This is a genomic window from Streptomyces sp. Ru62 (assembly GCF_002920615.1).
In the GTDB taxonomy this organism is placed as follows: domain Bacteria; phylum Actinomycetota; class Actinomycetes; order Streptomycetales; family Streptomycetaceae; genus Streptomyces.
Genome location: NZ_PQSU01000019.1, coordinates 127,399 through 150,066 on the forward strand (window position 1 = coordinate 127,399; position 22,668 = coordinate 150,066).

20 protein-coding genes are annotated in these 22,668 nt (G+C 73.0%); 8 read left to right on the plus strand and 12 right to left on the minus strand.

The genetic code is table 11. The annotated features are described in order from the left end of the window. Positions 1-45: 45 nt before the first annotated feature. The 5 genes from C3492_RS25645 to C3492_RS25665 form a co-directional block, all read right to left on the minus strand. On the minus strand, positions 46-612 hold the full coding sequence (locus tag C3492_RS25645) for a DUF5825 family protein (protein ID WP_258055887.1): 567 nt from the start codon (positions 610-612) through the stop codon (positions 46-48). Beyond that, entirely contained in the window at positions 609-2,456 is a 1,848-nt protein-coding gene (locus C3492_RS25650; protein ID WP_103814438.1) for a RiPP maturation radical SAM C-methyltransferase, read from the minus strand. Before C3492_RS25650 ends, C3492_RS25645 begins: the two co-directional genes overlap by 4 nt. 193 nt (positions 2,457-2,649) lie before the next feature. Beyond that, positions 2,650-5,193 carry a polynucleotide kinase-phosphatase gene (locus tag C3492_RS25655; RefSeq protein WP_103814440.1) on the minus strand — a complete coding sequence of 848 codons (2,544 nt, stop codon included), beginning with the start codon at positions 5,191-5,193 and terminating at the stop codon, positions 2,650-2,652. Next, positions 5,190-6,662, minus strand: coding sequence for a 3' terminal RNA ribose 2'-O-methyltransferase Hen1 (locus C3492_RS25660; RefSeq protein ID WP_103814441.1), 1,473 nt, complete (start codon positions 6,660-6,662; stop codon positions 5,190-5,192). The genes C3492_RS25655 and C3492_RS25660 overlap by 4 nt, the downstream gene beginning before the upstream one ends. A gap of 125 nt (positions 6,663-6,787) precedes the next feature. Continuing rightward, positions 6,788-7,729, minus strand: coding sequence for a hypothetical protein (locus C3492_RS25665; RefSeq protein WP_103814443.1), 942 nt, complete (start codon positions 7,727-7,729; stop codon positions 6,788-6,790). 162 nt (positions 7,730-7,891) lie between these two features. Here C3492_RS25665 and C3492_RS25670 point away from each other — a divergent pair, with 162 nt between their 5' ends. Together C3492_RS25670 and C3492_RS25675 are read left to right on the plus strand one after the other, a co-directional pair. Then, the gene (locus tag C3492_RS25670; protein WP_103814445.1) at positions 7,892-8,848 is read left to right on the plus strand and encodes a D-alanyl-D-alanine carboxypeptidase family protein; all 957 of its coding nucleotides are present in this window, start codon (positions 7,892-7,894) and stop codon (positions 8,846-8,848) included. Positions 8,849-8,992: 144 nt separating this feature from the next. After that, the gene (locus C3492_RS25675) at positions 8,993-9,637 is read left to right on the plus strand and encodes a hypothetical protein (RefSeq protein WP_258055888.1); all 645 of its coding nucleotides are present in this window, start codon (positions 8,993-8,995) and stop codon (positions 9,635-9,637) included. On the opposite strand, the gene C3492_RS25680 is transcribed toward C3492_RS25675, so the two are convergent. Together C3492_RS25680 and C3492_RS25685 are read right to left on the minus strand one after the other, a co-directional pair. After that, positions 9,597-10,124, minus strand: coding sequence for a hypothetical protein (locus tag C3492_RS25680; RefSeq protein WP_103814448.1), 528 nt, complete (start codon positions 10,122-10,124; stop codon positions 9,597-9,599). The genes C3492_RS25675 and C3492_RS25680 overlap by 41 nt on opposite strands. A gap of 393 nt (positions 10,125-10,517) precedes the next feature. Continuing rightward, a complete protein-coding gene (locus C3492_RS25685) occupies positions 10,518-11,441 on the minus strand; it encodes an LLM class F420-dependent oxidoreductase (RefSeq protein WP_103814450.1) in 924 nt (307 codons plus the stop codon). Between the two features lie 205 nt (positions 11,442-11,646). Between C3492_RS25685 and C3492_RS25690 the strand changes: the two genes are divergently transcribed. Beyond that, positions 11,647-11,829, plus strand: a complete 183-nt coding sequence (locus C3492_RS25690; protein ID WP_103814451.1) for a hypothetical protein — start codon at positions 11,647-11,649, stop codon at positions 11,827-11,829. Between the two features lie 107 nt (positions 11,830-11,936). Here the strand turns inward: C3492_RS25690 and C3492_RS25695 are convergent, their stop codons facing one another. The 3 genes from C3492_RS25695 to C3492_RS25705 all read right to left on the minus strand — a co-directional run bounded on the left by C3492_RS25695 (position 11,937) and on the right by C3492_RS25705 (position 14,196). Further along, positions 11,937-12,422 carry a DUF6099 family protein gene (locus C3492_RS25695; RefSeq protein WP_181140546.1) on the minus strand — a complete coding sequence of 162 codons (486 nt, stop codon included), beginning with the start codon at positions 12,420-12,422 and terminating at the stop codon, positions 11,937-11,939. A gap of 167 nt (positions 12,423-12,589) precedes the next feature. Further along, entirely contained in the window at positions 12,590-13,003 is a 414-nt protein-coding gene (locus C3492_RS25700) for a nucleotide pyrophosphohydrolase (RefSeq protein WP_258055889.1), read from the minus strand. After that, positions 13,000-14,196, minus strand: coding sequence for an AAA family ATPase (locus C3492_RS25705; RefSeq protein WP_103814453.1), 1,197 nt, complete (start codon positions 14,194-14,196; stop codon positions 13,000-13,002). Before C3492_RS25705 ends, C3492_RS25700 begins: the two co-directional genes overlap by 4 nt. A 162-nt stretch (positions 14,197-14,358) precedes the next feature. Between C3492_RS25705 and C3492_RS25710 the strand changes: the two genes are divergently transcribed. The 3 genes from C3492_RS25710 to C3492_RS25720 are packed head-to-tail and all read left to right on the plus strand — an operon-like array spanning position 14,359 to position 18,882. Continuing rightward, entirely contained in the window at positions 14,359-16,029 is a 1,671-nt protein-coding gene (locus C3492_RS25710; protein WP_103814455.1) for a hypothetical protein, read from the plus strand. A gap of 58 nt (positions 16,030-16,087) precedes the next feature. Beyond that, entirely contained in the window at positions 16,088-16,861 is a 774-nt protein-coding gene (locus C3492_RS25715; protein ID WP_103814456.1) for a hypothetical protein, read from the plus strand. Next, entirely contained in the window at positions 16,858-18,882 is a 2,025-nt protein-coding gene (locus C3492_RS25720; RefSeq protein WP_103814458.1) for an Hsp70 family protein, read from the plus strand. Before C3492_RS25715 ends, C3492_RS25720 begins: the two co-directional genes overlap by 4 nt. A 223-nt stretch (positions 18,883-19,105) precedes the next feature. Here C3492_RS25720 and C3492_RS25725 read toward each other — a convergent pair whose 3' ends face one another. Then, positions 19,106-19,495: a cell division protein SepF gene (locus C3492_RS25725; protein ID WP_014675566.1), complete on the minus strand. Its 390-nt coding sequence runs from the start codon at positions 19,493-19,495 to the stop codon at positions 19,106-19,108. A 276-nt stretch (positions 19,496-19,771) separates the two neighbouring features. On the opposite strand from C3492_RS25725, the gene C3492_RS25730 reads away from it, so the two are divergent. Then, a complete protein-coding gene (locus C3492_RS25730; RefSeq protein ID WP_103814459.1) occupies positions 19,772-21,511 on the plus strand; it encodes a hypothetical protein in 1,740 nt (579 codons plus the stop codon). On the opposite strand, the gene C3492_RS25735 is transcribed toward C3492_RS25730, so the two are convergent. Continuing rightward, a complete protein-coding gene (locus C3492_RS25735) occupies positions 21,474-21,989 on the minus strand; it encodes a YceI family protein (protein WP_103814460.1) in 516 nt (171 codons plus the stop codon). The genes C3492_RS25730 and C3492_RS25735 overlap by 38 nt on opposite strands. A 125-nt stretch (positions 21,990-22,114) precedes the next feature. On the opposite strand from C3492_RS25735, the gene C3492_RS25740 reads away from it, so the two are divergent. Then, complete coding sequence (locus C3492_RS25740) at positions 22,115-22,612, plus strand: MarR family winged helix-turn-helix transcriptional regulator (RefSeq protein ID WP_103814462.1); 498 nt, start codon at positions 22,115-22,117, stop codon at positions 22,610-22,612. Positions 22,613-22,668: the final 56 nt, after the last annotated feature.

Here is a 22,668-nt window from a genome sequence, read left to right on the forward strand (position 1 = left end):
CGCTTCCGATCCTCGACGCGCGGGGCGGGTGGGCCGGACCGGGATTCAGATCGCGGTGCAGGGCACCGGCCACTGCCGGATGCGCGGGGGCAGGGTCACGGCCCAGCCGCCGCCGGCGAGCACCAGCCGCTCGGCCGCGAGCAGTCCCAGCGCCTCCCGCGCGGTCGCGTCCAGCTCCGCGACGGGCGTGGGCTCCAGCAGCCGGAGGAACGTGGCGTGCAGCGCGGGGTGGTCCAGGGTCAGCCGGACGGCCGTGCCCCGCTGTCTGCGGTCCAGGACGGTGACGAAGTCCGGGCCGCGCCGGTGGTAGAGGATGCCGTACGCGTGAGCGGCCCGCCAGGACGGCAACACATCTGGTCCGGCGGTCAGTTCGGTGGGCGGTGGCAGGTGGTGCAGCAGACGGGGGTCGTACGACGGTGTGCCCGTCGCCCGCCAGCTCACGCCGAGGCCCAGGCCCTGGCACTCGCGCAGGAACCGCACCGCCTCCGCCGTCGCACGGCCCGTGCCGCTCATGTCGAGGGGTTCGTCGGCTGTCACCCGGCGCCCGGTGCGCCGGTGCGGAACGCGGCCGGGCAGCCCGCTCGCCCCGCCTTCCCCGGTCAGCCCGCTCATCCGGCCCCCTCGGGCAGCCGGACCGGCTCGCCCCAGGTCGGCAGGGAGACGTACGTGGCGCCGTCGCGGAACAGCAGGCCCAGGGAGAAGGCGTGGTCCACCCATGCGTCCAGGGCCCGTACCGGCACCTCGTGGCCGTCGGTGGTCAGCAGGCGGTGCAGCGCGGGAACGGTCCGGCCGTCCTCCAGCCGGCGCAGGGCCGCGGCCCGCCAGCCGGTGAAGCGGTGGGTGGCGGGCGGGCGGCCGTACCGGCGGTCGTGCACCAGCAGCTCCGCGCCGTCCTCCTCGAACAGCAGCCGGGAGTCCGCGTGCCCGGTCCGCCAGGCGGCCACGGCCTCCTTCAACCGCCGCTCGACCGGGCCCTCGATGCCCGCGGGCTCGGTGTCGAACAGGTAGACCAGATCGGTGAGTTCGTCCTCGGGCAGGTCGTAGACGTGCCGGTACATCGCGGCCGGGCGGCGTTCGCCGAAGCCGAGGCCGGGGTCGGTGAAGTGCGGGCTGAACCGTTCGAGCTGGATGCGGTGGGCGCCGCTCGGCGGCTGGAGGTGGACCAGCGCGGATACCTGATCGAGGACGGGGGTGTAGTCGTCCGCGGTCTCGCCGGGGAAGCCGTACAGCAGGTTCCAGGAGCAGGTCAGGGCGTGGTTCTCGCATTCGCGCAGGGTGCGGACGTTCCGGGCGCCGGTGACGCCCTTGTCCATGAGGTCCAGGACGCGGCTGCCCAGGCTCTCGATACCGGGCTGGATGTGCACGGTGCCGGAGGCACCGAGGAGTCCGAGCTGGGCGGGGGTGAGGTTCGACTTGACCTCGTAGTGCAGCCGCAGGTCCCAGCCGCTCGCGGTCACGCGGGGCAGGAAGTCGCGGAAGTAGGCCATGTCGATGATGTTGTCGACGGTGACCACGTCGAGGAGGCGGTGGCGGCGCACCAGCCGGTCGATCTCCGTCCACAGCCGCTCCCCCGGCTTGGCGCGGAAGGCCATGGCCGTGCCGTTCAGCCCGCAGAAGGTGCAGTGGTGCTTCTCGCCCCACCAGCAGCCCCGGGCTCCCTCCACGACGAGCTTCGGATGGATGTGCTCCTGGACCGGGGAGGCGTCCAGCGCGGCCTGCCACTGGTCGTAGTCGGGCGAGGGTATGTCGGCCGGGGCCACGGTCCGCCGGGTTTCCGTGTTGGCCCGGGACACCGTGCCGTCCCACCAGCACAGCCCGGGGATGTCCGCCGGGGCGGTCCGGGCGTCCAGGTGGCCCAGGAGCGCGGGGAAGGCGTACTCGGCCTCGCCGCGGACCACGTGGTCGACGAAGGGGTGGTTGCGGTGCAGGGCGTGACCCATCGGGCCGTCGCAGTTGCTGCCGCCGAGGACGACCGTCACCCCGGGGCGTCTTCGCTTGAGTTCGCGGGCCAGGGCGAGGGACGGCACGTTCTGCATGAAGGTGCTGGTGAACCCGACCACGTCCGGTCCGGCCGCCAGGATCTCGGTGGCGCAGGCGTCGATGAAGCCGGCCGCGTACGGGCGCATGGCGAGGGCCGTGTCGATGAACACGTCGCGGCCGGCCGCGTACTCCTTCAGCCGGGTCTCGCCCCAGCCGGGGTCGTCGTACAGGACACCGGAGAAGACCCAGTCGCCGAGGCCGTGGAAGATGGCGTCGCTGCCGACCTCGACGCAGTCACCGGGCAGGAGCCGGCCGCCGGAGCGCTCCAGCAGGTACTCCGCCCAGCGCAGCGAACCGTGGAACTCGGTCACCTCGTCGCCGGGGCGGGCCCGCCGGACGATCTCCTGGAGCAGGCCCAGTTGCAGCGAGGGCAGGTCGAGCGGGTGCCACGGCATCGTGACCAGGTGGACGCGCATGCTCAGCGGGTCGGCCGCTTCTCCAGGATCGCCGGCCGGCGGATGGTGCTCCGCTGGTCCTCGCGGACCACGGTCTTCTTGATCTCCACGCTCGCCACTCCCCTCATGGCACGCGAACGCCCTTGCGCCGCACGGCTGTCCACCATATGGACACAGGTGTGTGCGGCACAAGGGCGTCGTGTGACGGCCGTGCTCACAGGCGCGGGTCGACCGGTTCCGACTCCAGCGCCAGCACCCCGAACACCGCCTCGTGCACCCGCCACAGCGGCTCCCCGCCGGCGAGCCGGTCCAGGGCCTCCAGGCCGAGGGCGTACTCGCGCAGGGCGAGGGACCGCTTGTGGTTCAGGAACCGCTGCCGCAGCCGGGCCAGGTTGTCCGGCCGGGTGTACTCGGGACCGTAGATGATCCGCAGGTACTCCCGGCCCCGGCACTTGACGCCGGGCTGCGCCAGCCGTCCCTCGGGGGTGCGGACCAGCGCGCCGACCGGCTTGACGACCATGCCCTCACCGCCCCGGCCCGTCATCTCCAGCCACCAGTCGACACCCGCGCGGACCGACTCCGGGTCGCCGGTGTCGACGTACAGCCGCCGGGTGGTCTGCAGCAGTCCGGTGCCGTCGTGCTCCACCAGCCGGTCGATCAGGGCCAGTTGTTCGTCGTGCGGGAGCGCGGCGAGGCTGCGGCCCTGGACCGCCAGGAGCTGGAAGGGGGCCAGCCGGACCCCGTCCAGGCCCTCGGTGGTCCAGCAGTAGCGGCGGTAGGCGGCGGTGAACGCCCGCGCGTCCGCGGCGCGTTCGCGCTGCCGGGTGAGCAGGCCGCCCACGTCGGCCCCGCGCGCCGCCGCGGCCTCCAGGGCGACGAGCGCGCCCGGGAACACCGCGCCGGACGCGGCGCCGACGGCCGCGTACTGGCCGCGCAGCAGCCCCGTGGCCTTCAGCGACCACGGCATCAGCTCCGCGTCCAGCAGCAGCCAGTCCGTGTCCAGTTCGTCCCACAGACCGGCGTCGCCGATCGCCGAGCGCAGCCGCCCGAGGATCTCCTCGGTCACCTCCGTGTCGTCGAAGAACGGCCGCCCGGTGCGGGTGTAGAGCGAACCCGTGGGTCCGTCCACACCGAACCGCTTCCGTGCCGTCTCCGCGTCCCGGCAGACCAGGGCCACCGCGCGGGAGCCCATGTGCTTCTCCTCGCACACCACCCGCGCGACCCCGTCCCGCGCGTACTGCGCGAACGCCTCCTCGGGGTGCTCCAGGAAGCTCTCGATCCGCGAGGTGGCCGTCGGTGCCATGGTCGGCGGCAGGTACGGCAGCAGGCGCGGGTCGGTCGCGAAGCGGCTCATGACCTCAAGGGCCGCCGCCGCGTTCTCCTCGCGGACTGCCACCCTGCCCGCGTGCCGGGTCTCCACGGCCCGGCGGCCGTACACGTCCGCCAGGTCCAGCGGCCGGCCGTCCTGCCCGCCGGGCGCCTCGGAGTGCAGCGGCCTCACCGGCTCGTACCAGACCCGCTCGGCCGGTACGTCGACCAGCTCCCGCTCCGGCCAGCGCAGCGCGGTCAGCTTGCCGCCGAAGACGGCCCCGGTGTCCAGGCAGATGGTGTTGTTGAGCCATGTGGCCTCGGGCACGGGTGTGTGGCCGTAGACGACCGCGGCCCGGCCCCGGTAGTCCTCCGCCCACGGGTAGCGCACCGGCAGCCCGAACGCGTCGGTCTCGCCGGTGGTCTCCCCGTACAGGGCGTGCGAGCGGACCCGGCCGGAGGTGCGGCCGTGGTACTTCTCCGGCAGACCTGCGTGGCAGACCACGAGCCGGCCGCCGTCCAGGACGTAGTGGCTGACCAGTCCGTCGATGAACTCCCGTACCTCGGCGCGGAACTCCTCGCTCTCGCCCTCCATCTGCGCGATGGTCTCGGCGAGCCCGTGGGTGTGCTGGACCCTGCGGCCCTTGAGGTGGCGGCCGTACTTGTTCTCGTGGTTGCCGGGGACGCACAGGGCGTTGCCGGACTTCACCATGGACATCACCCGGCGCAGCACACCGGGGCTGTCCGGGCCGCGGTCGACCAGGTCGCCGACGAAGACGGCGGTACGGCCCTCCGGGTGCACCCCGTCCGCGTAGCCCAGCTCGGCGAGCAACGCCTCCAGTTCGGCGGAGCAGCCGTGGATGTCGCCGACGATGTCGAACGGGCCGGTGAGGTGGGTCAGGTCGTTGTAGCGCTTCTCGGTGACGACGGTCGCGTTCTCCACCTCCTCCGCACCGCGCAGCACGTGCACCTTGCGGAAGCCCTCGCGCTCCAGGTGCCGCAGCGACCGGCGCAGTTCGCGGATGTGCCGCTGGATGACCCGCCGGGGCATGTCGGCGCGGTCGGTGCGGGCCGCGTTGCGCTCGGCGCACACCTCCTCCGGCACGTCGAGCACGATGGCGATGGGCAGCACGTCGTACTGCTTGGCCAGGTCGATCAGCTGACGCCGGGAGTCCTGCTGCACGCTGGTGGCGTCCACGACCGTACGGCGGCCGGCGGCCAGCCGCTTGCCGGCGATGTAGTGCAGGACGTCGAAGGCGTCCCGGCTCGCGCTCTGGTCGTTCTCGTCGTCGGCGACCAGACCGCGGCAGAAGTCGGAGGAGATCACCTCGGTCGGCTTGAAGTGCCGCCGGGCGAACGTGGACTTGCCGGAGCCGGAGGCGCCGACGAGGACGACGAGGGACAGGTCGGTGACGGGGAGCTCCCGTCCCGGCTCGCGGCTCTCGGTCATGCGGCCTTCGCCTCCTTCTCGGTGTCGTGGCGGTGGAACACGGCCATCTGGGTGGGTGGGCCGACCTCGGGGTCGTCCGGGCCGACGGGGACGAACTCGACGTCGTAGCCGTGGCGTCCGGCCACGGTCGCCGCCCAGGCGCGGAACTCCTCGCGGGTCCACTCGAAGCGGTGGTCGCCGTGCCGGACGTGTCCGGCGGGCAGGCTCTCCCAGCGGACGTTGTACTCGACGTTCGGCGTGGTGACGACGACCGTGCGCGGGCGGGCGTGCCCGAACACGGAGTACTCCAGGGCCGGCAGCCGGGGCAGGTCGAGGTGTTCGATCACCTCGCTGAGCACGGCGGCGTCGTACCCTTTGAGCCGGTTGTCGGTGTAGGCGAGGGAGCCCTGGACGAGCTTCACGCGGGCCGCCTGCCGCTCCCCCATCCGGTCGAGCCCGATCCGCCGCGCCGCGATGGTCAGGGCCCGTACGGACACGTCGACGCCGACGATCTCGGTGAACCGGGTGTCCTTGAGCAGTGCCCGCACCAACTGGCCCTGTCCGCAGCCGAGGTCGAGGACGCGCGCGGCACCGGAGGCGTGCAGCGCGGTGAGGATCGCCGCCCGGCGCTGCTCGGCGAGCGGGGTCGGCCTCTCCTCCGCCTCGGTCTCCTGCGCGACGGCGTTGTCGATCTCCTCGACCTCGCTGTCGTCGGCCTCGGCCAGCCTCACCAGCTCCAGCCGCTCGCGCGCCTGCCGGGTCAGCGACCAGCGCCGGGACAGGTAGCGGCTGGTGATGAGCTGCTGCTCCGGGTGGCCGGCCAGCCAGCCGTCACCGGCGCGCAGCAGCTTGTCGACCTCGTCGGCGGAGACCCAGTAGTGCTTGGCGTCGTCCAGCACCGGCAGCAGGACGTACAGGTGGCGCAGCGCCTCGGCGAGGGTCAGCCGGTCCGACTCCAGCACCAGCCGGACGTACCGCGAGTCGCCCCATTCCGGGAACGCGGTGTCGAGCGGGACGGGGTCGGCGGTGACAGACCAGCCGAGCGGTTCGAACAGCCGTCGTACGAGGGCGGCTCCGCCGCGGGCGGGCAGCGCCGGGACCTCCACGCGCAGCGGCAGCGGGGCCGCCGCCCGCTCGGGGCGGGCGGTGCACACGCCGCGCAGGGCGCTGGAGAAGACGGTGCTCAGCGCGACGGCGAGGAGCGAGGAAGCCGCGTAGGGGCGGTCGTTGACGTACTGCGCGAGGGCCGCGTCGGGGGCGCCGCCGCGGCCCTTGCCCTTGCCCTTGCCCCGGCGGACCAGTGCGAGCGTGTCGGTCTCCAGCAGCAGGGCGGCCGTGCAGCGTTCGGCGTCCGCCTCGGGGTAGAAGACGTGCGCCGTGCCGTACGACGTGGAGAACGCCTGCGCCTTGTCGGGGTGCTTGTGCAGCAGGTACCCCAGGTCGGTGGCCGGGTCCGCGGCCGTGCCGGTGGTGGAGATCGTCACGAACATGCTGTCGAGTCTCCCTGGCCGGAACCTCGCTGACCACAGGTTTTCCGCGCGGCTGTGGCCGGCCGGACCCGTGCGACGGTGGTCTGCGGGCCCCGGCCCGGGGCCGCGCGGCCGGACCTGCCCGCTCAGGACTCGTCGTCGACGATCTTCCGCGCCTTCGCCATGGCCCGCTGGTCGTCGGCGCGGCGTGCGTCGAGCGCCTTCTTGTTCTTGCTGATGGCGGTCTTCTGCGCGCGGCTCTCGACGGCGTGCACGGCCTGGATGAAGCCGGTGTCGAGCTTGCACCGGGCGTCCGCGGCGGCGGTCTTCTTCTCCTTCTCCGACGGCTCGTCACCGCGGTACCAGTCGGAGTCGGTGGACGCCTGGTCCGGGTCGGAGTAGCGGAAGCCCTTGTCCTTCATGCACGTCGACCACTCGCGCTCGACCTTCTTCCAGGCGGGGTCCTTCCGCGCTTGCTTGTGCGCCTGGTACCAGTACTGCGCGGGGAGCGAGTAGTAGCCGCTGAGCCGTACGCCGCCGATCTTCGTCGGCTTGGGCTCGGGGCCGTAGATCTTCCGGACCGCCTCGCCCATGCACCCCTTCGCGGGGATGGGGTGGCCGTGCGCCTGGTGGCTGTCGCCGGACTCGAACGTGCCGGTGAGGGCCGCGTACTGGTCGGCGGGCCACTCCATGGGCTGGTCGTCGGACGCGTCCCGCACCGCGTTGTGGTAGCCGTGCTCGGCCGCCAGGTCGGGGTCGTCCACGCCGTACGGGCTGTCGTCCCCGACCTTGCTGCCGCCGGCGAGGGTGCCCTGCCGCACCGGGTAGGTCGACTCGACGGTCCTGATGTCGAGCGTCTTGAAACCGGTGAACCCGAGCCGGACCATGCACCGCTTGGCGAGGATCCACTGTGCCGTGCCGACGGCCTTGCCGTCGCGGGTCGTCGCGTCCGGTATGTAGGCGTTCAGCGGGAACGACTTCATGGTGTTGAGGCGGCGGGCCTCGTCGCCGGGGTCGTCGTCGCCGACGAACTGGCACGCCGACACGGCGAGCAGGCCGGTCAGGGCAAGGGGGAGGATTCTGCGCACGCGGTCATATGACCAGGCAGGGATCATGTGCGCTGTGATGGAAGCCACAGTTCCGGCACACGGTGTTCACAGAAGACCCCTGTGATCTCCGTTACGGCCGCCCCGGCCCCGCGTCTGATGGAGTGATCCCTCGTCAACTGACCACTGACAGAAGGGGGAACCATGACCAACGGCCAGGGAACCCGGGTACGCGGGAGAGCCGCCGTCGCCGTGGCGGCCGGTGTCGTCCTCGGGGCGAGCGTCCTCGCGACCGCTCCCGCCCAGGCGGCCACGGCGCCGGCCGCGGCCTCCGCCCAGCGCTCCGCCGCCGCGGCACCGCAGGTGTCGGCACAGGGCGCGTACGCCATGAACCCGGCGACGGGCAAACAGCTCTTCGGCAAGGCGCCGGACGGGCGGCTGCGGACCGGCTCCACGACGAAGATCATGACGGCGCTCGTGGTGCTGTCGCAGCGGAACGTCGACCTCGGGAAGAAGGTGAAAATCAAGAAGGAGTACACCGACTACGTCATCGACCCGGTGACACACGTTCAGCGCTACTCAAGCGCCAATCTGATCCTCGGCGACTCGATGAAGGTCGGCGACCTGCTGTACGGCCTGCTGCTGCCCTCGGGCTGCGACGCGGCCTACGCGCTCGCGGACACCTACGGCACGGGCTCGACGACGGCCCAGCGGACCAAGTCCTTCATCGGCAAGATGAACGCCAAGGCGCGCGAACTCGGTCTGAGGAACACCCACTTCGACTCCTTCGACGGGGTGTCCAACGGGAAGAACCACTCCTCACCGCGTGACCTGGCCAAGCTGGCCGGGGTCGCGCTGAAGAACAAGACGTTCAAGAAGGTCGTCGGCACGAAGGTCTACGACGACATGCAGTCGTACCGGCCGGGCGGCGGGACGCACGCCATGAAGCCGTGGAGCAACTCGAACAAGCTCCTCACCTCCTACCGGGGCGCGTTCGGCGTGAAGACCGGCTCCGGTCCGGAAGCGAAGTTCTGCCTGGTGTTCGCGGCCACCCGTGGTTCGAGGACGGTCGTGGGCACGATCCTCGCGGACACGTCGGCGGACCAGCGTTTCAAGGACGCGGCGAAGATCCTGGACTACGGCTTCACCCGGAGCGGCTGAGCCGGGCCGGGGGGACTCACGGGTCCCCCCGCACCCCCTGACCGGGTCAGGTCCGTCCGGACCGCGGGCAACCCTTCCGGCGCGAGGGGCCTCTCACCGAACGGACGCATCGGACAGGGACTTGAGGGGGGACTCACCGTGCTCGTGACCGACCGGAGGGGCGGGCGGCGGGCGTGGGCGGCGGCTGTACTGGCACTGCTCACGCTGCTCACGGTGTCCTGCGACACCGGCGCGCGGCGGCCGGCGTCCGCGGCGCGCCCGACCGCACCGGCCCGGGTCGCGGCATACGACGCCGGCTGGCGGACCGGCAGAGGGATCCATGACTCCGACGGCAAGGGCGCGGCGATCCGCGAAGTGGTCTGGGGCGGCTGTGTGCGCCGCTCGCTCACGGCCCGGCCGCGGGAGGTCGTGGACCGGGACCGCGGTGCCTGGGTGCTCGGCTGCCGGCACGGGGTCTCCGGCGCCCCGCACCGGCGCCCCTCCCGCCCCCTGACCCGCCGCGAGCCGGACCCCGGTCTCCTGGCCGGCTTCCGCTCCTGGGCCGCGCGGCACGGCGCGAAGGACTCCGCGTCGAGGGCGACCCGGGTCGTCCTGGTCCACCTCGGCGACCACGACTACGACGTCGAACTCACCGGCGCCTACCGTCCCGGTGACCGTGCGGCGGGCGCGGCGGACCTGGCCGACGCGTTCGCCGAGTGGTGGGACGGCGACGACGGGGAGAGCGGCACCGCCTGGAACCTGCTCGTGCTCACACGGGACGGCGAGCGTCTTCTGACCCGGGATCTGTGACCGGTCCACCCGGCTCCGGCCGGCGCTCGGAGATCGCCCCGGCGAGGACGCCGAGGGTCACGGCGGCGAGGCCGAGGCCGACGACGCCGGTGTTGACCCAGAAGTAGCCGGGGCTGCTGGGACGGGTGCTGCCGTCGGCCAGGACGCAGTCGAAGCGGAGCGGCACCCAGGACGCCTTCTGGCCGACGAGCACACCGGGCGGGAAGTCGTCGCGGCACTCGTGGGCCGGTGTGGAGTCCGCGCCGGAGGAGGACTCGTGCACGGAGAGCGCGACCGCTCCCGCGCCCAGGAAATAGAGGACGACCGCTGCCCAGCCCGCCATCCACGCCGACCAGCGCACCAGGTCCAGCCGCCAGTCCGGGCGCCTGCCGGGCATCGCCACGGACAGGAGCTTGACGATGACGGCGATCACCCAGGCGGGGATCGCCAGGACGGCCGGGAAGAGCAGAAAGCCGAAGAGGATGCCGAGCGCGGAGTCGTCGTCCATCGACTGATCCCAACAGGCCCCCGCCTCCCGGACCGTGACGGAAGCCACACCTCCGGTCACAGACTCGTCACAGGCGGGGTGAGGGGGCGGGCGCGGGGAGGGGGGCGGCTGTCGGGTGGGGCTCTGGGAGAGCGGGGGGCTACGGGCGGGGCCCGATGCCCGGGCGCCTTGGACTGGTGGGCCGATGTGCTGAACCCGCGGGCTCGGCACCGCGGCTGAGGGCGGACCGCCGGCCGGGAGCCGGGACGGGCGGGCCGATGGGCTGAAGCCCTGAGCCCGGACCGGCGGCCTGGGCCACGAGAGCGCGTGGCGTCGGCTCTCGGGGTGGCCCCAGGGCGAGGTCCCGGGGCTCATGGGGCCGGGCCCCGGGACCGGAGGCGGGTCGTCGAGTGGTTACGACAGCTGGGACTGGACCTGGCTGGAGATCAGCTCCAGGTGGTCCAGATCGCCGAGGTCCAGCACCTGGAGGTAGATCCGCTGGGAACCGATCTCTGCGTACCTGCCGATCTTGTCGACGACCTCGGCCGGGGAACCGGCCAGCCCGTTGGCCTTCAGCTCGTCCACCTGACGGCCGATCGCGGCGGCGCGCCGGGCCACCTCCTGGTCGTCCCTGCCGACGCAGACGACGAGCGCGTTGGAGTACGTCAGGTCGTCCGCGTCGCGGCCCGCCTCCACCGCGGCGGCCCGCACCCGGCCGAACTGCCGCTCACTGTCCTCGATCGAGGCGAACGGGATGTTGAACTCGTCGGCGTACCGGGCGGCGAGCCGCGGGGTCCGGGCCGCGCCATGGCCGCCGATCAGCACCGGGACCTTCTTCTGGGCGGGCTTGGGCAGCGCCGGCGAGTCGGTGAGGTCGTAGAACGTGCCGTGGAAGTCGAAGGTCTTGCCGACCTCGGTCGCCCACAGCCCGGTGACGATCGCGAGCTGCTCCTCCAGCCGCGCGAACTTCTCCTTCGGGAAGGGGATGCCGTACGCCTTGTGCTCCTCCTCGAACCAGCCCGCGCCGAGGCCGAGTTCGACCCGGCCGCCGGACATCTGGTCGACCTGGGCGACCTGGATGGCGAGCACACCGGGCAGGCGGAAGGTGCCGGCGGTCATCAGCGTGCCGAGACGGATGCGCTTGGTCTCACGGGCGAGGCCGGCCAGGGTGATCCAGGCGTCCGTGGGGCCGGGAAGGCCGTCCACGCTGCCCATGCGGAGGTAGTGGTCGGAACGGAAGAACGCGTCGAAGCCCAGGTCCTCGGTGGCCTTGGCCACGGCGAGCAGGGTGTCGTAGGTGGCCCCCTGCTGGGGCTCGGTGAAGATTCGAAGGTCCATACATCTATCCTGCACGGCGCCGCCCGCGTCAACCGCGCCGGTACCGTCCGGCACGGCGGTCCCCGGTCGGGTGAAATTGTCCCACCCCCCGCGCGGGCCCCGCTCCAGCCCAGTGACCGGCCCCGGCGGTGATCGTTGGGCCGTCGGAGCCGGACCGTCCGGCGCCCGCGCCGGCCCCGGCGGGCCGGGGGCCGAGGAGGCTGTCATGTCCGAAGAGTCCGTTCCCCGGCAGGGAGGGCCCGCCGGCCGGCCGAAGGGGCTGCTGGAGCAGATGGAGGAGCTGATGGCGGCACTGAACGCGGACCTGTCGGCCCTGGCGGACCTCCAGGCCGGGGGGCCGGCGCCGGGCACGGCCGACGAGACGGAAGGAGACGCACGGCTGAGGTGACGCGCGCGGTGACGCCGAGCCGAACGCGTCCTGCCCCGCATCGCCATCACCCGGCACCCGCCGTACGCACCGTCCCCTGGCCGCGCCGCCCCTCGCGGGGACGCCGCTCACACGCCCGACGGGCTGTCCTGGATGTCGCCCGGCAGCACCTCCTCCCGGGCCGCCAGTTTGCGCAGCATCTCCAGGACGCGGTCGCGGGACTCGTCGGCCGCGTCGATCGCCTCCATGCACTGCCAGTACGTGGTCTCGTCGGCCGCGGCGCTGGCCATGCCGACCAGGGCTATGCCGACCTCGCCGAGCAGGCCGCCGAGGCAGAGCAGGGTCTCCCGGGCGTCGTCCAGCTCGGTGAGCTGGGCGGCGCGCAGATCGCCGGGGTCGAGTTCGGGCGGGTCCAGCACTCCGCAGCCCCGGCCCGCCAGCTCCGTCAGCCCCAGTGCCTCGCCACGCAGTTCCGGCGGGCCGGAGACCGCGAGGCGGCTGCCGATCGCCTGCGCCAGGGCCTGTGCCTGCCAGACCTCCGCCATCATCTCCGCCGCGTCGGCGCCACCCGCCAGGGCCCGCCTGCTCGTGAGAATGAGCCGTACCGCGTCCATACAGTGCCCCCGTCCCTCCGCCGCGTCACCTCACACGGCTGCCCGAACTGCCTTGTTCACTACCCAGCGTGAGGGACCCTAGGTCGAAAAGCCAGAGGAAGACCGAAATCTGTGGACAACAATTCGGATTCGACCGGCGGTTTGACTTCGGAGAGTAATAACGGAGTTCATTCCTCCGATTGTTGGTCCCGGTCCCGGTCCCGGTGCCCATCCCGGTCCTGACCACCATCCGGATCCCTGTCCCCGGCACCGGGCAGCGGGAACCGGAGTTCGTTGCGGTCGATCTTCGCGGCCAGCGCGGCGAGCGGATCGACGCCGAGGACCTCGCAGAGCTGGAGCAGATAGGCCAGCACATCGGCGACCTCGTCCGTGACCCGGTGGGCCGTCCCGGGGTCGTCCATCACCCGGGCGGACTCCTCGGGCGTCAGCCACTGGAAGATCTCGACCAGTTCGGAGGCCTCCACCGAGAGGGCGGCGACGAGGTTCTTCGGCGTGTGGTAGGGCTGCCAGTTGCGCGCGGCGGCGAACTCGGCCAGTCTGCGCTGGAGTCGGGCCAGGCCGGGATCGGGATGTTCGGTCACGGGTTCAGGTGTACCACCGTGACACCGGGGGTCCCGGTGGCCCACGAGGCGTCGCTGACCGCGGCCACACAGCGGATGTGCCCCCGCTCGCCCATCAGCGCGGCCGTCCGCAGCAACTCCCCGCGCTGGCGCGGATCCAGACCGCGGTCGAAGCCGTCGGCGAGGACGGTGAGGGTCCGCAGCGCGTCGGGCACCTCGCCGGGGGTGTCCACGTCGAGCACGCCCGGCCCGGTCAGCAGCACCAGCGTCAGCGCGAGATAGCGCAGTTCGCCGTCGCCCAGCCGGGCGAGTTCGCTGCGGAAGCCGTCGCCGCGGTCGAGCAGTACCCGTACCGTGCCGTCGGCCAGCGGCTCGGCGACCAGGTCGGCCACCCGCCCGGCGCAGCCCGCGCGCAGCGTCTCGACCAGCAGGCCGTGCCGCCGGCCGCACTCCGCGCGCGTGCGCCACAGCACGTCGGCGAGGTTGTCGCAGCCGCGCAGCAGCCGGCCCGAGCCTGTGGGGACGGGGGCGCGCATGTACTCGGGGCGCGGATCGCAGGGGAAGACGGAGCGCAGGGCGACGATCATCTGCTCGGCCGCGGCGAGCACATGGCGCTGGCCGTCCGTCTTGCCGGCCACGCGCAGTGGCAGCAGGGCGGTGCCCAGGCGGTCGTCGGGGAGCGGGGCGCGGGTGACCGGGGCGGAGCCGGCGGTGTGCCAGGCGGCCTGGACGGTCCGGCGTCCGGGGTCGCGCAGGGCGGTCTCCAGCAGGACGACTCCGCGCGCGGTCAGCCGCTCCCCCACGATCCGCAGGTACGGTTCGGCCTGGACGGCGAGGTCGAGCCGGACCGGGCCCTCGGCGCCGTCGGCCGTGCAGCCGATCCGGAAGCCCCGCCGCCCCTCGGCGTCGGGGCGGGCCCGCTCCGGCACGCAGGCGACCGGGTCCGGGAACGCCTCACCGAGCGAGGCGCCGCCGCCGAGCCGTGCCAGCGCCTCGTACGCGGCGAGCGCGGTGGTCTTGCCGGCCCCGCTGGGCCCCGCGAACACGGTGACCGGGCCGAGCGGGAACCCTGCCCGCCGGTGCCCGGCGAAGGCCGACAGCCGCAGTTCGGTGATCCGGGAGCGGATGTCGAGGGGCGGACGGGAGTGCGCGGGGACGGTGGCGGCGGACGCGTCGGCCGCCGGCGGCTCAGCGGACACGGAGGGCACGGCCATATGCGGACCGTAGGACTCCGCCTGTGCGCCGAACCGTTTCACTGCCGGGACGTTCCTACGATCGGGGGACCTGACGGCAGCCGACATCCCGCGCAGACCAGGAATTTTGCAGAAGATGACGGTCTTGTGGTCGTTGTCGGTGCTCACCGTTACTCTGCCGGGGTGTACGAGGAGTTCGAGATGGGCGATCCCGCGGCGCGCAGGCGTGCGGCGATCGCCGCGGAGAAGAACCGGCTGGCCCGCGACCGTGAGCGGCGCGAGTCCCGCGACCGCACGGCGGTCAGCGGCTTCCTGCGCCGGAAGTGGGCCTGGCTGGGCGTGACCGGGGATGCCGTCACCGCCGTGCACGGCCTTCTGGACGAACTCTCGGCCGTACCGGATCTGCCCGACGAACCGCGCGCCGTGCTGCGGGCCGCGGCCGCCGGCGCCCCGGACCGCGAGGCGCTCCTCCCGGCGGTGCGCAGGGCGCTGGAACACGCGGCTCCGGAAGAAGTGCTGGCGCACATACGGGCCCTGTGGGAAGCGGACGTCCCGTGGCTGACCGACGCGGGAGCGGAACGCTGCCGGGTGATCTGCTCCAGCGCGCCGAGCCTGCTGCTGGTCAGTGGCCGGGCGCGCGGCGTCTCCGGCGGTCCGGCCTTCTCCCTCTTCGCCGCCGCCGCCACCCGTGGCGCCGTCCCCGTGCCGACGCGCCATCTGCCCGACATCCTGCCCTGGGCGCCGCTGCCCGTCCTGGACGACCTGGTGGACCACGGTGGTCTGCTGCCCGAGGACCGGCCGTGGGCGGACCGGGACCCCGACGAGGCGCTCTACCTGCGCGCGCGCCTCGTGCCGGACAAGGTCGCACCGCAGGACGTGGCCGCCCTGGAGTGGACCGAGCGCCTGCGGCGCGAGGCGTTCCTGGCCGGAGCGCGCCTGGAGCGGCTGGATCCCGCCGATCTGTGGGACCTGTTGTACGACGTCGTGGCCGACGGGGACACCACGCGGATCGACGAGCTCGACGCCCTGCTGCCCCGCGCCCAGCAGATCCAGCTCCGGGACCTCAGGTCCGGGGCGATCAACGGGGAATGGCCGCGCGAGACGGTCGCCGACACCGGGCTGTGGCTGCTGATGGCCAACCTGTGGCAGCCGCGGGAGAGCGTCAGCCCTCAACTGAGCCCGTTCCACGCGCTGGTGGCGCTGAACCGCGCGTACGACCTGCTGAAGGCGGGCCGACTGGAGGAGGCCGGGCAGCAGGCGGCACGGTTCGAGAAGGGCGGCACCGGCAGGAAGGCCGGCACCGGACTGCGCCAGGAGGCGCTCACCATCAGGGCGTACGTCGCCGCGGTGGAGGGCGACCTCGGGGAGGCCGAGGCGCTCGCGGAGGCCGCCGCCGGACTGGGTGAGCAGGCGCAGCCCAATCTGGCGCTGGTGCGCCGCTGGCGGGCCACGCCGAAGAACAGCCGCGACCGGGTCACCAACCCTTTCATCGAACTCGGCCTGGACCACGGCTCGTTCCGGTGGGAGAAGCACTGCCGGGAGCTGTTCCGCGAGGCTGAGGGCGACCACACCGAGCAGGCCCGGATCAACGACGCGGAGGAACGCATCCGCGCCGCGCAGGGCACCGAGGCCGGTCTGTCGGTCTTCTTCCGGATCCCGCTGGAGCCCGACCGCTATCTGATGCCGGACTCGGTTCCCGCCATGCTCGTACCGCCGCCGGCGGCGCTGCCCCGGCGCACGCCCGCGGTGAGCGGAGCGGAGCTGGAGGGGATCCGGGCGCGCGCCGCCGTGGAACTCCTCGACGATCTGCGCAGCACGCCACCGCGTCTCGACCGCCACGACCGACGGGCCTGATCACCGCCCGGCCGTTCTCCCCACCCGTCTCACCCTCTCTGCGAGGTAATCGTCTGCGATGTCCCCCAAGAACCCCTCTCGTTCGACCGGTTCCCGGGGCCGGTCAGCCGACCAGAAGGCCGCGCCGAGGAAGGCCGCCGCCAGGAAGAGGGTCGACAAGGCCGACCGTCCCGGGCGCATCTGCCCGGCGTGCGGCGGTGTGCAGCCCGGGGCTGAAGGGCGCGCCAAGAACCCCAAGCCCACCGGTCTGCGCATCCGCCAGGCCGGCCGCGCGGCCACCGCCCGGCCGGCACCGGCCGCGGCCACGAAACGACCGGACCCCGCCGGAGCACCCGCCGAGCCCACCGAACCGCCCGCGCCCGCCGAGGCCCCGGCGCCGGCGCCCGCCCGGGTCCCGGTGGACGCGCCCACGCTGATCAAGGGGATCGTCGAACGCGTCCCCGCCGCCCTGGCGGAGGCCGCGGCAGGCGACGCACCCCCGTCCAGCGCGCTCACCGCGGCCGTGCGCAAGGCGGTTCTGGACGAGTTCCGCACCCGCGCGGCCTTCACCGGCCGCGTGGCCGAGATGGACGCCCTGCTGTGGACACAGCCGGACCACGGTGGCCCGGCCGTCCGCACCTCGATGGCGGACCATCTGAAGGCCCTCGGGATCCGGCGGCTGGACACACCGGACCAGGCGGAGGCGTTCGTCGTCACGGAGGGGACGGGAGATGCCTTCGAGCTGCTCCGCCCCGCCTATGTCGACGAACTGACGGGCAAGGTCATCCTGGCCGGTCAGCTCCGGCGGATCGCGCCGGACGCCGCACAGCACACCACGGGAGAAGACGCATGACGGCCACCGGTATCGACTTCGGCACCACGAACTCGGTGGCCGCGCAGTGGACCGGTGGCGAGTTCGCCGAGGTGCTGGAGATCGGCGGCCACGGGCTGGACGCCACCTGGCGCCGTCCGGGCTTCGAGCGCCTGTACCCGTCCGTGGTCGGCACCAGTTCGCTGCGCGCCGGGACCCTGTTCGGCTGGGAGGCCAAGCTGCGTTCCGAGCGCGCCGTGGAAGCGTGCAAGCGGATGCTGCGCGAAGAGCCGCTCGTCACCATCGGGGGCGAGCGGTTCGCCGCCACCACCGCCGCGGCCGCGGTGTTCCGGTCGATGGTCGTCGCCGCGCAGGACGAGGCGGCCACGGACATCGACGAGGCGGTCATCACCGTACCGGCCAACGCCACCGGCGCGGCCCGGTTCCGTACCCGGGAGGCGGCCCGTGCCGCGGGCATCAGCGTGCGCGCCCTGCTGAACGAGCCGACCGCCGCGGCCATCGCCTACGCCCACTACCTGGAGGAGGAGGGCGAGTTCCTGGTCTTCGACTGGGGCGGCGGCACCATGGACGCCACCCTCCTGCTGCACGACGACGGCTTCTTCGACGAGAAGGCCAGCCGTGGTGTCAACCGGCTCGGCGGCCTGGAGATCGACGAACGGCTGCGCCGCATGGTCCTGGAGCGCTCCCCCGCGCGGCGGGCGTGGACGGAGTCGGAGAAGCGGCAGTTCCGGCTCGACATCGAGCGCAGCAAGATCCTGCTGTCCCAGCAGGAGTCGGTCAGCGTGCTGACCCCGGACGGCGCGTCGGTGGAGATCGGCCAGGACGAGTTCTCGTACGAGATCCAGGATCTGATCACCCGGGCGCTGGAGCCCGTCGAGGAGTGCCTCGCCCAGGCACAGCTCGACCCGGAGGACCTGACCGCCGTGCTGATGATCGGCGGCAGCAGCCAGATCCCCGCGGTACGCGCGGCGGTCGCCGAGGCGCTCGACCGGGATCCGGTGTCCGTGGAGGCGTTCGACCCGATGACGGCGGTTGCCGAGGGCGCGGCCATCTGCGCCGCCGCCATGGCCGGGGAGCTGAGCAGCATCATCCGGGTCGTCAACACGCACGCGCTCGGCACGGTCACGACCGGCAGCGACGGCAACAGGCGGTTCAGCACCCTGATCCCGCGCAACCTGCGGCTGCCCCAGCAGCGCGTGAAGTCGTACGAGCCCAACAAGGACAACGTCACCAAGCTGACGGTCGAGGTCTGGGAGGGGGCGCCGGACCGGCCGGTCGAGCACCCGGACAACGTCAAGCTGACCGAGCTCCAACTGACGTATCCGGAGCCCTGCCGTGACCGGAGCGAGGGTGTCTTCGACCTGGAGTTCACCTACAGCAAGGAGGGGCTGCTGTCGGTCGAGGCGACCCTCCAGCGGACCGGTGAGGTCGTGCTCAACGGTGAGGTCAAGGTGTTCGGCGACGGCGCGGTGGAGCCGGAGGTGACCAAGGAGCTCGAACGGCTGCTGGCCCTGTCCCCGGCTTCGCGGCCGGTGCCGAAGCCCACGCATCCGCAGGCCCCGGCGAGCAGGCCGCGGCAGCCCGGCGACTCGACCGAGCCGCTGGTCGTGGACGGTTCCAACCTCGCCTGGAACGGCAGGACGCCGCGTGCGCAGGGCGGCCGGCCGAGCTTCGCGGCGCTCCAGGCGGCGGTGACCGCGCTGCGGTTCAAGCATCCGCAGCGCGACATCCACGTGGTCGTGGACGCCTCCCTGCGGCACCAGGTCAGCGCGGAGGAACGGCCGCTGGTGGAGCAGGCGGTCGCGGAGCACCACGTGGTCCAGCCGCCGGCCGGCACGGAGGGCCGGGGTGACGCGTTGGTCATCAGCATCGCCGAGGAAGTGGGCGGCATCATCGTCTCCAACGACAACTTCGCCCCGTTCCAGAAGGACAACCCCTGGCTGCTGACCAAGGGACGCGTCATGGGCGCGACGCAGTCGCGCGGCGTGTGGGTGTTCACCGCCCGCACCCCGAATCCCGCGACGGGCTCGGTACGGCACTGACAACGCCCGCCTCACCGGCCCCGGCGCCACGCACCGCCGCGGCCGCGCCGCACCCCGTCGAAGCCGCATCGCGCGGCCGGGGCCACGGCGTCGCAGCCGGCGCTCCCGCGGCGCGACCGGGGCTCCCGCCGCGCGGTCGGCACTCCCACCGCGCGGTCGGCACTCCCGCGGCGAGTCCCGGTCACGGGGCGGGGGCCGCGAGGCGTAGTCGGGGGGCTGCCGTTCAGCCGCCCGAGATCGCCGCGCCCTCCATGAGTCCGCTGACCTCCGTCCCGGGCGGGGTGAGGAGGAAGACATTGCGGTCCACGCGGTGCATGCCGCTGCCCAGGCCGAAGACGACGCCCGTGCTGAAGTCGAGGACGCGCTTGGCGACGTCGCCCTCCGCGCCGGACAGGTCGAGCAGCACCGGCGCCCCGGCCATCAGGGTCTCGGCGACTTCCCGGGCGTCCGCGAAGACGTTGACACGCAGAACCACGAACCGGCGCCGGGTCTCGGTCTCGGCGTCGGGCAGCGAGCGGTGGTTCACCGCGGACGGCCAGGCGTCCCGGCCCCGCAGCGGCACGACCTGGGCGAGCCCTTCCCACTGTTCATCGGTGACGTCGTAACGGCTCACCGGCTCCCCCTGATCTGACTCGCACTCAATCCCTGCACCAGCCAATTCTTACGCCAAGTCACCCGTTCGGCCCAACAACGACACGGTGTGCGACCGGCCCGGCCGTATCTCGCGCGTCACATCCCGCGTCAGATGTACGGGTACGTCCGGTTCTTACCGGGCTCATACCCGACTCTTCATCCACCTCCGTGCCCCGCTCACTCCTCCCCGCTAGCGTCGCGTGCCGTGCACGTGGCAGAGACACACCAGGTGACACCCGGCCGGCGGACACCGTCGGTGGTGTCCGCCGATCCGGGCGTCCGCGCGGCGCCGCCGGACGGCCCCGCTCAGTGGCACCGCGTACTGACGCTCCTCGCCGCCGTGAGCCTGTTCATCGGGACGCGCTCGGTGTGGACCCAGGCGGCCACGCACCAACTGGTCCTCGCGGGGGTCATCTCGGTCTGCTACGCCTCGATCCTGGTGACCGGCGTGCTCGCCCTCACCGTCCGCCGGACGCGCTCGCTGGCCCGCCTGGACCTGGTGGTGCTGGCGACCGCCGTCACCCTCGCCCTGTGCGCCTGGGCGCTGAACCACGGCGGCGGCGACGAGGCGATCCTGACCACCCAGGCCGCGCGGGAACTCGTCGCGGGGCACCCGGTGTACGAGCAGCCCTGGCCCTGGCTGTTCCACGCCAAGGGCGTCGCGCTGACGCCGACCATGGACGGCGGGTACGACTTCACCTACGGCTATCCCCCACTGGCCCCGCTGCTCACCGCACCCCTGCTGTGGCTGGGCCACGGCGGCGCCCCGGCGACGGCGGCGGCGACGCTCGCGCTGGTCGCGGGCGCGGTGGTGCTGTGGCGGCTGCTCCCGGTGCCATGGCGCTCGGCGGCGACGATGGTCTGCCTCGGCTTCGGCTTCCTGCCGATGTACGCCCGCCAGGGTTATCCAGCGATCGTCGCTCTGGCCCTGCTGCTGCCGGTGGTGGTGCGCTGGCCCCGGCTCGGCGCGCGCGGCCGGCTGGGCGCGGCCGGGATCGCGCGGGCCGCGTGTCTCGGCGCCGCGTGTGCCGCCCAGCAACTGCCGTGGTTCGTCACACCGTTCCTGCTGGCCGGGATCTACGCCGTGCGGCGCGGGGAGCTGGGCGGCCGGGCGGCGGCGCTGGTGGTGCTGCGGATCGTGGGGACCGCGGTGCTCACCTGGCTGCTGATCAACGTGTACTTCGTCGTGAGCGAGCCCGGCCGGTGGCTGCGGGGCATCGCCCTGCCGCTGACCCAGGGTGCGGTGCTGCACGGCCAGGGACTGGTGGGCGTCTCGCTGTACTTCACCCGCGGCAGCGACCGCCTCGACTGGTACGGCCGGGCGAGCGTGCTGCTCGCCGCCGCCCTGCTGGCGGTGTTCGTGCTGTTCGTCCGGCGGCTCGGGCCGGCCGCGACCGTGCTGCCCTGGTGCGCGTTCTACCTGGCGACCCGCTCCCAGGACGGCTACTACCTGATGATGACCCCGCTGTGGCTGGCGGCGGCGGTCACCGCGCCCCTGCCGGAGTTCGCCCACGCCTGGCAGCCGCGGCCCCGCCCGTTCACCGGGCCGCGCCGCCGGACGGCACTGGCCGTGGCGGCCGTCGCGGTGATCACGCCCGCGCTGGTGAGCGCGGCCCTGGCGGCGACGGGGGCCCCGCCGCTGCGGATGGACGTCACAGCGGCCCGGCAGACCCCGGCAGGGACCCTGTCCCGGCTGACCCTGCGGATCACCAACACGGGCGGCACCGCGCTCACCCCGCACTACATGCTCAGCGCCGGCCAGGGCATGAGCCGGTACTGGTCGCTGATGCGCGGCCCGGCCACGGTTCCCGCGCACGGCACGGCGACCGTCGAACTCTGGGCGCCGTCCGGTGCCGTCCGGGTGCCGGCGAAGCCCGGTACCCGGCTCCGGCTGCGCGCCTTCACGGCGGACCCGCAGACGCTGTCCACCGAGGACGTGCGCCGGGCGGAGCTGGGCCTCAGTCCGCCGCCCGGGCGAAGCGGAGCGCGGCCGTGATCGTGGTCAGGCCGCGGATCATGCCGAGCTGGTTCCAGCCCATGCCGAACTGCCCGCGGTCGACGCCGAACTCGGTCTCCAGGGTCAGCGCGCCGGCGCTCACGCCGGTCAGGCGGGCGGTGAGGGACAGGGGCCGGCTGACACCCCGGACGGTGAGCTGTCCGGTGACCCGGACCGTGTCGCCTTCGAGCCGGTCCGCGCCGCGCACGGCGAAGGTGATCTCCGGGTGGCGGTCGGTGTCGAAGAAGTCGGCCGACCGCAGGTGCACGTCCCGCTTGGTGCTCTTCGTGTCGAGGGAGGCCGCGTCCAGGGTCACGGTGCCGGTGGCCGAGCCGTCGGGCCGGACCTCGCCGGTGCCGCCGACGCCGGTGAAGGTGCCCTTCACGGTGACCAGGCCCCACAGGGTCTTGTGGCGCAGGCCCACGGTGGACGCGGTCGGGTCGAGCTGCCAGAGGCCTGTTTCCACGGCGACGGTCATGGTCGTACTCCAGATGATTCAAATTTGGATGACTGAACGGCCTCACGCTAGCCCCTCATCCAAATTTGAACAACCCGTGTGCGGACCGCACTCGTACAAATTTGGATGACAGGTAGACTCGACCCATGTCCGCCTCCGACGCGCACACCGCCGACCAGCCCTCCTGCCCCCTCGCGCACGGCGACGGGCTGCTCCCGGACGAGCTGCGCGCCTGGATGCTCCTGCTGGCCACGACCGGCGCCGTGGAGCAGCGGCTGCGGTCGGTCGTGAAGGAGACCCTCGACGTCTCCCACGACGAGTTCCTGATCCTGTGCCTGCTGGCCGAACAGCCGCGCACCGGACTGCGGATGACCCAGGTCGCCGATCTCCTCGGCCGCCCCAAGACCCGCCTCACCTACCAGATCGCCTGCCTCCAGCGGGCCGGTCTCGTCAGCCGCAGGTCCGTGTGCGGCGACAAGCGGGGCGTGCAGGTCGCCCTCACCGACAAGGCCCGCGAGCTGCTGCGCGAGACCTCCGCCCTGCTCGCCGGAGCCGTCCGCCGGGCCCTCGCCGACTCCATGGGCCCCGAGCAGCGTGCGGCCATGTGCTCCCTCGTCCCGGACCTGGAGACCGGGACCCACTGAGCCGGCGGGCCCGGAGAGACACAGGTCACCACCGCAAGAAGAGAAACCTCACAGCC

What these genes read in the sequence shown, in the direction of transcription:
- C3492_RS25645 (WP_258055887.1), bottom strand. Translation starts at nt 612, where the DNA reads ATGAGCGGGCTGACCGGGGAAGGCGGGGCGAGCGGGCTGCCCGGCCGC.
- C3492_RS25650 (WP_103814438.1), bottom strand. Translation starts at nt 2,456, where the DNA reads ATGCGCGTCCACCTGGTCACGATGCCGTGGCACCCGCTCGACCTGCCC.
- C3492_RS25655 (WP_103814440.1), bottom strand. Translation starts at nt 5,193, where the DNA reads ATGACCGAGAGCCGCGAGCCGGGACGGGAGCTCCCCGTCACCGACCTG.
- C3492_RS25660 (WP_103814441.1), bottom strand. Translation starts at nt 6,662, where the DNA reads ATGTTCGTGACGATCTCCACCACCGGCACGGCCGCGGACCCGGCCACC.
- C3492_RS25670 (WP_103814445.1), top strand. Translation starts at nt 7,892, where the DNA reads ATGACCAACGGCCAGGGAACCCGGGTACGCGGGAGAGCCGCCGTCGCC.
- C3492_RS25680 (WP_103814448.1), bottom strand. Translation starts at nt 10,124, where the DNA reads ATGGACGACGACTCCGCGCTCGGCATCCTCTTCGGCTTTCTGCTCTTC.
- C3492_RS25685 (WP_103814450.1), bottom strand. Translation starts at nt 11,441, where the DNA reads ATGGACCTTCGAATCTTCACCGAGCCCCAGCAGGGGGCCACCTACGAC.
- C3492_RS25690 (WP_103814451.1), top strand. Translation starts at nt 11,647, where the DNA reads ATGTCCGAAGAGTCCGTTCCCCGGCAGGGAGGGCCCGCCGGCCGGCCG.
- C3492_RS25695 (WP_181140546.1), bottom strand. Translation starts at nt 12,422, where the DNA reads ATGGACGCGGTACGGCTCATTCTCACGAGCAGGCGGGCCCTGGCGGGT.
- C3492_RS25705 (WP_103814453.1), bottom strand. Translation starts at nt 14,196, where the DNA reads ATGGCCGTGCCCTCCGTGTCCGCTGAGCCGCCGGCGGCCGACGCGTCC.
- C3492_RS25715 (WP_103814456.1), top strand. Translation starts at nt 16,088, where the DNA reads ATGTCCCCCAAGAACCCCTCTCGTTCGACCGGTTCCCGGGGCCGGTCA.
- C3492_RS25720 (WP_103814458.1), top strand. Translation starts at nt 16,858, where the DNA reads ATGACGGCCACCGGTATCGACTTCGGCACCACGAACTCGGTGGCCGCG.
- C3492_RS25735 (WP_103814460.1), bottom strand. Translation starts at nt 21,989, where the DNA reads ATGACCGTCGCCGTGGAAACAGGCCTCTGGCAGCTCGACCCGACCGCG.
- C3492_RS25740 (WP_103814462.1), top strand. Translation starts at nt 22,115, where the DNA reads ATGTCCGCCTCCGACGCGCACACCGCCGACCAGCCCTCCTGCCCCCTC.